Here is a 7,241-nt window from a genome sequence, read left to right as displayed (position 1 = left end):
TATGAACAGTGCTTTCTATATGCTAACACCGCAGCGTGTACATTTAGGGGGTGAAAAAGCCTTATTTCGCGCGGTTTTCAAGCCTCGTTTTCGGTGGGGTAATATAAAAACCCTTATCTTTACATTACCTTCTGAAACATATGGCGCACCTTGTCCAGGCGGCTGTTTGGACGGCGGGGCTGGATGACCGGCTGACCGACAGCGGCCTGATATCCTTTCAGCTCTGTAAGGCATACGCTCCGCCCGTTGGTGTAAAAGGCCAGATCAGTACGGTATGCCTGTATACAGCGGGCGGGAATCTCGCCAGTAAAGACAACTTCATCCTTTTTTACCTGGGCCGTTTCGATGGTGGCACAGTATTTCGGTGCATCATGATAAGCCCTGGAAAGGTATTCCTGGGGCGCATAGAGGATGAAGGAGAGATAAGGTTCCAGCAGCTGCGTCCCCGATTCCTTCAATGCCTGTTCCAATACAATCGGGGCCAATGAGCGGAAGTCCGCCGGCGTGCTGACCGGACTGTAATAAAGCCCGTATTCAAAGCAAATCTTACAGTCCGTTACGTTCCAGCCGAACAAGCCCTGCTCCAGCCCGTAACGGATACCATCCCTGACAGCGTTTTGAAAACTCTGGTTCAAGTATCCCAGCGAAACCCGGCTCTCGTATTGTACACCGGAGCCAAGCGAGAGTGGTGTAACAGACAGTCCTATGGATGCCCAAAACGGGTTGGGCGGCACCTCGATATGGATGGTGTGGCTGGCTGCTTTGAGCGGCCGCTCCATATAAATGACGGAGGGTTCCTTTACCACTGTTTCAAGCTTGTATTTTTCCGACAGCAAAGCGGAAACAACCTCCAACTGCACCCGGCCCAAAAAAGAAAGAATGATCTCATGGGTGATGGAATCCACTTCGCAACGCAAAAGCGGGTCAGTATCCGCAAGTTGCGTAAGAGCGTCCAGCAGCCGTTCTCTTTGCGCTGCCGTTTTCGGCGCAATCGTCGTCCGCAGCATGGGGAGGGGGTCCTCGCGCCACCTTTTACGAGGGAGCCGGGTTTGGTCCCCTAATACATCGTTTAACCTCACGCTGTCGCTGGGAAGGATAACAATTTCACCCTGATAAGCGGTGTCTGTCCGAACAATTTCCCCTTTGGATGGAATACGCATCTCTGTGATTTTCAGCTTTTCTCTCCCGGCCAGGGCCACCGTATCCCGCAGGCGCAGCGTTCCGCTGTATAACCGTAGATAGACACGCCGCTGGCCGCAATCGGTGTACTCAACCTTGAAAACGCTGCCGCATAGGGCGGCGCCCCCCTGTTCCCCAATCGGTTGGAACAGCCCTGTCACCGCATCCATCAACGGTTGAATGCCAAGGCCATTTTTGGCGCTGCCATGATAGACTGGGAACAGGGAGGCGTCTTGAACCCGCTGCTGTTCCTCCCGCGCAAGTTTTTCCCGGCTGATTGGTTCTCCTGCGATATACTTTTCCAATAATTCATCGTTATTTTCGATGACCGCATCCCATGCTTCTATGTCGGTATTTTCCTCCAGGACTATTTCCGGGGACAGCGACACCGTCTGCTTGATGATAATATCGGCGGAGAGCTTATCCCGAACAGACTGAACCACGCTCTGCAAATCAACGCCAGCCTGGTCGATCTTGTTGATAAAGATAACGGTGGGAATGTTCATTTTCCGCAGGGCATGGAACAGAATACGGGTCTGGGCCTGCACGCCATCTTTAGCGGAGATCACCAAGATGGCCCCATCTAAAACAGCCAAAGAGCGGTACACCTCCGCCAAAAAATCCATGTGGCCGGGCGTATCCACAATGTTAACTTTACATCTGTGCCACTGGAAGGAAGTGACTGCCGCTTGAATGGTAATCCCACGCTGCCGCTCCAAAAACATGGTGTCCGTCCTCGTTGTCCCTTTTTCGACGCTCCCCGGTTCTGAAATGGCTCCGCTGGCATATAGCAGGCTCTCCGTCAAGGTCGTCTTTCCAGCGTCTACATGGGCAAGAATTCCAATATTGATTATTTTCATGTGATTGTCCTCCCTTTACAGCCCCAAAGGGCATAAAAATCCCCAGCAGTAAAATACTTTTACCACTGGGGATTATAAGTTGCGGACATACACATATACAGCATACACCTGTTTGTGATTGCTGTTTTTGGGGATATGTCAAAATTGATAAGGCAAAAGTATTCTTAAATTGGGTACAAAAAACTAAGCCCCTACAAAAGGAGCTATCATAATCCTTTGTTCCCACTATTTGATTATAGTTTTATTTAAGAATACCTTGCCGCATATTTTTTACTCCTTTTCTGGATTAAATCATTGTATCACATCAGTTTTAGGAAAGCAAGTACCTAAAAGAAATTTTTCTTCCCCTTACCCGCCCCGAAAACGCCTTGTAGGGCGTTTCTGGGGCGTTTACAGCCCTTTCTTAAATTCCTCCACCAACAGATCGCTCAAAGCCTGTGATGGGCGTATTTTGACCGTTATATGCCCCTCCGGTACGGTGTCCCACCATTTGCGGATCGTTTTCGGATCAAGTCCGGTGTCCCTATGACAATCGGCCTTGCGTCCCTCTGGATGCTCCTGCCGCCACGCATAGACTTGCGCTTTCTTTTCTTCTGCCCCTTTTCTTCTCCATGTGCCGCCAGGATAATCCACTTCCTGCACCGCCCTTGCTCTTTTCAAATGCTCTTTCTGTGATCTACCATTCCTCTTGTTGCGCTCGATGCGAACATCGGTCAGAGCTTCAATATCGGAAATCGTGAAATTGTAATACTCCTTGTCGTAGGCTTCCAGCGCACTCCGTATATCTTCCTCGGTCAATGCGTTCTCATGCTTCACCATCTGCAGATCATCAAAAGCCTCTTTCATATCCTGCCGGAGCTGCTGCTTCGACACACCGCATTTGTAAGCATAGATAGCAAGGCACATCAAAAAGAAATACCGATGCCCGCCCTTTATCTCTCCGATCTGCCGCAGCCACCAATGGTAGAGCGCATACGGATCATCACCATGCACCTTTCCGGCAATATCCCACTTCTTGCGTCCTTTCTCGCCTCTCACAACAACACGCTCATACCACTCCGGATATGCCTCCCTCGCCTCAGCTCGTGTCATTTTGGATGGGCTGAAAGGCTTATTGACATCCACCCTGTTTTCTGGCTTTGCGTAGGCGTTCAGATAATCCAGCGTTACCCGTTCTCCGGTACGGAAAGCGACCAGCTCCGTCCCATGCTTGTCATTGATGCTGCCCACCATGCGGAAGCTCTGATTGATGGATTGATACTGGATCGCCTTGACCTGCGAAGTGCTGCCATACTCCCATAGCCGGAAAGTGAGGTCATATTTCAGACTTTTAAGCTGAATTTTTATATTCGAGTATAGGTCAATCGGCTGCTGGAAAACATAGTAGATATGCAGCCCTGTCCCCGACAGAACAAGGAAAGTCGGCATCGGCAACCGGCGCACTCGCTCCGGATCGCCGCCAAAGCGCAGAAAGAGGTTGCGCAGCTCGGCAAGACCTACGCCATCCAGATCGAAGATCAGAGCATACATCCGCTGGGCGTTCTCCAGCCTGTTCTCCTTTCTGCGATATGCAAGACCGCTGCACAAAGTAAGGCTGTTCCCCTCGACAAACTCCATGTAATCCTGTTCCCATGTGTCGTTATACATCTTCCTGCGCCGGAGCTTCTTATCCTCGCTCTGTTCGTCCCGATACAGATACACAGCGTTCGGATGGGAAAAATCCGTGTGCCGTTCTCCGGAGTTCTCATTGTCCGGAAACAGCTCTTTATAAAACTCATAGCCTCCGACCTCCGGATATTGTGCGCTCAAATACTCGTAGCAGCCTCGATAATTCTCGGTCATATTACCACCTCACAAAAGAAAAAGTACCAAAAAGAAAATCCGCTGCGGCGGGGATCGCCTGCGGGCGGGAAGGGGGAAAAGGGGGAGCAAAAGAGCGGCGGCTACGCCGCCTTAAAGAGAAAGTCACCTCCCCCTTTTCCCCCTCGCTGCGGGGCATTGAAAGTGCCGCCACTATGGAAAACCCGATGGGTTTACCACAGTGGCTTGGAAAACCTCTAACGAGGTTTACCACACTTCCAACACCCCTCCGCTCACCCCCCTTTTCCCCTCCGACTTTCTCCCTTTCAGAGAGAAAAAATATAGGTTGGGAGTACCCTTACAGGGGGCTTAGATTATCAATACAGCAATTCCCTATTTTCAGTTGTTATTATAGCCTGTCCGAAAGAGATTTTCAAGCCCTCCGGACAGGCTTCTTTTACAGCTCCATGCCGCCCATTCCTCGCTGGTGCTGCTGTTGCTCCTGCTGCTGTCCAATCTCCGGATCGGGCAGCAGCTCCCTCGCCTTTTCAAGCAGAGGACGCAGACGCTCCGGCAAGTGTTCTTCCAAGAAGTCCAGCATCCGACCGATGCCGTCCGTCAGACGCTCGGTGAAGCTGCGTTCCTCCTGCAGCTCGGATTGCAGATAATAGTTTTCATCGCGCAGCCTCCGGTTTTCCTGTTCAAGCCTCTGCTGCCGCTGCGCTTCTTCCAGCCGCTTCTTCATGGACGGCACCTGTGACCGCAGACGGGTGTTTTCCTCCGTCAGCTCCTGTACCTTGTGCCGATCCGTCACGCTGCGCAGTGCCATTTTCTTTAGCTGCTCGACCTGATCCACCGTCACGCCCTTTACTGCCCCTGTGAGCGTCTTTTCCGGCTGAATATCATGCAGGGGTGCATTTACCCTGTCAGCCTCCTTTAAGAGCCGCACAGTGCCTTTCAGAGCGTCCCGCTGCCGTTCCAGCTCAGCAACCTCCCGCTCTACTGCCGCTGTCTGCTGCTGCACCGCTTCCAGCCTCGCAGCCGCTTCCTTGAACTGCGGCAAGTCCATGTGCGGTCTGTTCGTGCCGAGAGAGATAATTTCAAAATCGTGCCGCTGGGCGATCTCCGTCAGAGCTTCTTTCTCCCGTTCCATCCACGCCGCCCATTCGGTCTGCTTTCTGCCGACACCGACAAACCCCTGCTGCTTCAATGCCTGTTTCATAGATACCCTTGTAGAAAGTCCTCTTGACTGCTCCGTTGCCACAGGGATAAAATCGACATGGAGATGGGGCGTTGCCTCGTCCATGTGCAGCACCATATTGAACACCCGCAGATGGGGGTTGCGTTCTGCAAAAGACTCCGCAAAATCTTTCAGAGCTGCCGCCGCCCGTTCTCCGTCCGGCGTACCGCACCCACAGTCGCTCATGTTGCCGATCTGGAAGATCGCTTCATGGAACAGCTTTTCCTGTTTACTCTGCCGGATATGCTCATAGTAGTCCGGTATCTTATCTCTCGTTTTGGTTTTCTTTGCGTTGTAGGCTGCGAGAGCTTCATCAAAGACCATATGATAGACCTGCTTCAGATCCTCGTTGCAGAAAACAATGTTCTGCTCCGTCCGGCTCCGGTCTACATTCGCCGCTGAGAAGCTGCGGTTGTTGTGCCGGATGCTCCCTGCACCTGTCATACCCGAAATCGTAACTCCCATAAAATCGCCCCCTTTCCGCTTATTCTTCCGTCCTCTATTTTATCATAAATTTCCGCTAAAAACAACCTCTTTGTTACTTTCTGGTGAGAAAGTAACGCAAAAGCACTTTCACACCGCCACCCCATCGGTGCAGCGGTGTGAAAGTGCTTTGCGCCCCTAAAGGGGAGGGGTTGCCGGAGCTGCTTCACTGCCGGCTCGTGCCTGCTGCTCTGCCAGCTCCGGAGGGGCGCTGCCCCTGCCGTCTGCGGACGGCTCCCCGACCTTCATCCCACCGATAAACTGAAATTTAATACTCAATGACAATTTTCTTGCACTTCTCGCAGAGCCAAGCCTCCGCAGACGCTCCACCAAAAGGTCCACCGATTGACTTTTCATTGAGTTTGATTGACTTGCCCCCACCAATGTTGAGGGCCGCAATAACTCGTTCTTTTTCGCTCCAATAGACACCATCTCTGCATTGAATACAACCAAGTTGCATTTCTTCACCACAATACGGACATTTCATTTTAATCACCCCTACAAATTCCCGATTTGTCGTTCTGTTTAGTCCCCAAAGAACCTACTAAACCAGCTACGCTTTTGAACCGGTTCTGTCTCACGCTCCGGCTGATCGGCTCCGGACTTGCCGGAAAGAAGCTGCTGATGCATTGTCCCAGCATGGAGAGCCTGGGCCGCTGCCGCAGTCTGCTGTGCCGTCACCAACGCCGAGCTGACCTCCGCCAACCTTGCGTTCAGTTCCTCGATCTGCTTGTCCTTTACAGCAAGTTGCTCGCTTTTCCGGTCTAATTCTCCCTGCAGCATAGCGATCAAAGTGGTTTCGCAAGTTTCGCAACTTGCTTTCGCCTGTTGCGAAACTTGCTTTCGTTCAACACCTAAATAATGCTGATATATGGCGGTTTTTTGACTTTCGCTGATTGCGAAACTTCCTTTCGCATCTTTCGCAACATGGTTTCGCCTACACCATGCACGAACTGCCTGTTCCGACACGCCACATTCTATTGCAATTTCCGTTATTACACCCGCCAAATATCATCACCACTCTTTCATCCGGAGTTAATCTCAAAACAAATCGCTATGAGATCCCGTCCTTATCAATTTCAAAATCAAAGTCTGCCGAACAACTTTATAGACCAACAGCCAGTCCGGCTCGATGTGACATTCTCTCATGTCCTTATAATTTCTGGAATTAGTGAGAGCATGATCTCGATACGCCTCCGGCAACGGCTGCTCGTTACACAACAGCGTGATCACTTCCTCCAACTTCTTCGGATCGCAGCCTCTCTTGATCGCAAGCTTGTAATCTCGTTTGAACTGCCCCGAAAACTCCGGCTTAAGCATTCAGCGCCTCCATCAGATCTGCAACGCTATCAAACGGACCATACATATCCTCTCCCTTTTCTGCCGCCTCCATCGCCGCATAGGTAACAGCATTCGGCTCGTCAACCTTGACTTCAAAGGGAAGTCCATGACACCTAAGTGCCTGTCGATAAAAAATACCCGTTGCCGTACTCAAATCCATTCCGAGGGACTTAAAGAGAGCTGCCGCCTGTGCTTTCAGCTCCGGCTCCATTCTTATCGTCATATTTCCTTTAGCCATAATAGCACTCCTTTCCTCGTCATTTTTAGCTTGCACTAATATTATATTCAATATTCGTGACATTTGCAAGTGCATTGCAAATGTTTTTTTGCAACTTTTC

General features: G+C 51.1%; 8 protein-coding genes. All 8 read right to left on the bottom strand.

The window, feature by feature from the left end; genetic code table 11:
• Positions 1–119 precede the first annotated feature (119 nt).
• Positions 120–2,039: a tetracycline resistance ribosomal protection protein Tet(W) gene (gene tet(W), locus V8Q34_RS27165; RefSeq protein ID WP_002586627.1), complete on the bottom strand. Its 1,920-nt coding sequence runs from the start codon at positions 2,037–2,039 to the stop codon at positions 120–122.
• 390 nt (positions 2,040–2,429) lie between these two features.
• On the bottom strand, positions 2,430–3,881 hold the full coding sequence (locus V8Q34_RS27160) for a hypothetical protein (RefSeq protein WP_335836672.1): 1,452 nt from the start codon (positions 3,879–3,881) through the stop codon (positions 2,430–2,432).
• Between the two features lie 415 nt (positions 3,882–4,296).
• Positions 4,297–5,544, bottom strand: a complete 1,248-nt coding sequence (locus V8Q34_RS27155) for a plasmid recombination protein (protein ID WP_015517767.1) — start codon at positions 5,542–5,544, stop codon at positions 4,297–4,299.
• 156 nt (positions 5,545–5,700) lie between these two features.
• Positions 5,701–5,841, bottom strand: coding sequence for a hypothetical protein (locus V8Q34_RS27150; protein WP_227080883.1), 141 nt, complete (start codon positions 5,839–5,841; stop codon positions 5,701–5,703).
• Positions 5,831–6,049, bottom strand: a complete 219-nt coding sequence (locus V8Q34_RS27145) for a PF20097 family protein (RefSeq protein ID WP_133241651.1) — start codon at positions 6,047–6,049, stop codon at positions 5,831–5,833. The genes V8Q34_RS27150 and V8Q34_RS27145 overlap by 11 nt, the downstream gene beginning before the upstream one ends.
• Positions 6,050–6,087: 38 nt before the next feature.
• Entirely contained in the window at positions 6,088–6,570 is a 483-nt protein-coding gene (locus V8Q34_RS27140; RefSeq protein WP_076917214.1) for a hypothetical protein, read from the bottom strand.
• Positions 6,571–6,603: 33 nt separating this feature from the next.
• Positions 6,604–6,882 (bottom strand): type II toxin-antitoxin system YafQ family toxin, encoded by a 279-nt coding sequence (locus V8Q34_RS27135; RefSeq protein WP_021632616.1) that lies wholly within the window; start codon positions 6,880–6,882, stop codon positions 6,604–6,606.
• Complete coding sequence (locus V8Q34_RS27130; protein WP_033119556.1) at positions 6,875–7,141, bottom strand: type II toxin-antitoxin system RelB/DinJ family antitoxin; 267 nt, start codon at positions 7,139–7,141, stop codon at positions 6,875–6,877. The genes V8Q34_RS27135 and V8Q34_RS27130 overlap by 8 nt, the downstream gene beginning before the upstream one ends.
• Between the last annotated feature and the right edge of the window lie 100 nt (positions 7,142–7,241).

Origin of the sequence: Blautia sp. JLR.GB0024 (assembly GCF_037000545.1) — a bacterium.
GTDB classification, from domain to species: domain Bacteria; phylum Bacillota; class Clostridia; order Lachnospirales; family Lachnospiraceae; genus Blautia; species Blautia celeris.
Note: the sequence above shows the minus strand (reverse complement) of the source record. Positions and strands in the feature narration are given on the sequence as shown.